The sequence below is a fragment of the Psychroflexus sediminis genome (assembly GCF_900099815.1).
GTDB lineage: Bacteria > Bacteroidota > Bacteroidia > Flavobacteriales > Flavobacteriaceae > Psychroflexus > Psychroflexus sediminis.
The window spans coordinates 1-1,327 of record NZ_FNCW01000034.1 but is presented as its reverse complement, the minus strand read 5'-3'; the positions used below and the strand labels follow the sequence as shown (position 1 = coordinate 1,327).

Genomic DNA, 1,327 nt, shown 5'->3' with positions numbered 1-1,327 from the left:
AGCATAGCTTCGGTAATATACTTATGCCCGATTATTATCCATGCCGGACCGCTCGACTAGTGAGCTGTTACGCACTCTTTAAATGAATGGCTGCTTCCAAGCCAACATCCTAGCTGTCTAAGCAGTCCAACCTCGTTTGTTCAACTTAGTATATATTTGGGGACCTTAGCTGATGCTCTGGGTTCTTTCCCTCTCGGACATGGACCTTAGCACCCATGCCCTCACTGATTAAAAACATTTTATAGCATTCGGAGTTTGTCAGGAATTGGTAGGCGGTGAAGCCCCCGCATCCAATCAGTAGCTCTACCTCTATAAAACTATTTAATCGCTGCACCTAAATGCATTTCGGGGAGTACGAGCTATTTCCGAGTTTGATTGGCCTTTCACCCCTACCCTCAGGTCATCCCAAGACTTTTCAACGTCAACGGGTTCGGTCCTCCACTATGTGTTACCACAGCTTCAACCTGCCCAAGGGTAGATCACACGGTTTCGCGTCTACCACAGCTAACTTATTCGCCCTATTCAGACTCGCTTTCGCTACGGATCCATAACTGAATTATTTATCCTTGCTAACGGTGGTAACTCGTAGGCTCATTATGCAAAAGGCACGCCGTCATCCCGTAAACGGGACTCCGACCGCTTGTAAGCGTATGGTTTCAGGGTCTATTTCACTCCTTTATTCAAGGTTCTTTTCACCTTTCCCTCACGGTACTGGTTCACTATCGGTCTCTCAGTAGTATTTAGCCTTACCGGATGGTCCCGGCTGATTCATGCAAGGTTTCTCGTGCCCCGCACTACTCAGGATACTACTACTCGATACATCCCTTACCCCTACAGGCCTGTCACCTTCTATGGGTATTCTTTCCAAAATATTTGGGTTCAAAATGTATCAAGATATCGTAGTCCTACTACCCCAGCACTGCCGTAACAGTACTGGTTTGGGCTGTTTCACGTTCGCTCGCCGCTACTAGCAAAATCACTATTGTTTTCTCTTCCTCCGGCTAATTAGATGTTTCAGTTCACCGGGTTCGCTTTCTGACCATTACAGCCAGAATACTATACCTTCAGTATAGTGGGTTGCCCCATTCGGAAATCTGCGGATCAACTCATATGTGCTAATCCCCGCAGCTTATCGCAGCTTGTCACGTCCTTCGTCGCCTCTGAGAGCCTAGGCATCCCCCATACGCCCTTAATAAGCTTATCTATTCGATAATTATTAGTTATTTTAATCTCATACTTCTTCCTAAAAAAAAGCATGCTCTTACTCTCGTATTCTTATATATTCTCAATATGTCAATGAACGTTTTCCCCTCTAGCTCCCCAAAGG

Annotated in this window: 1 rRNA gene; it reads right to left on the bottom strand. The window is 45.9% G+C overall.

Annotation, left to right across the window (positions count from 1 at the left end):
• A 23S ribosomal RNA gene (locus BLP81_RS13490) occupies positions 1-1,203 on the bottom strand; the annotation flags it as partial.
• Between the last annotated feature and the right edge of the window lie 124 nt (positions 1,204-1,327).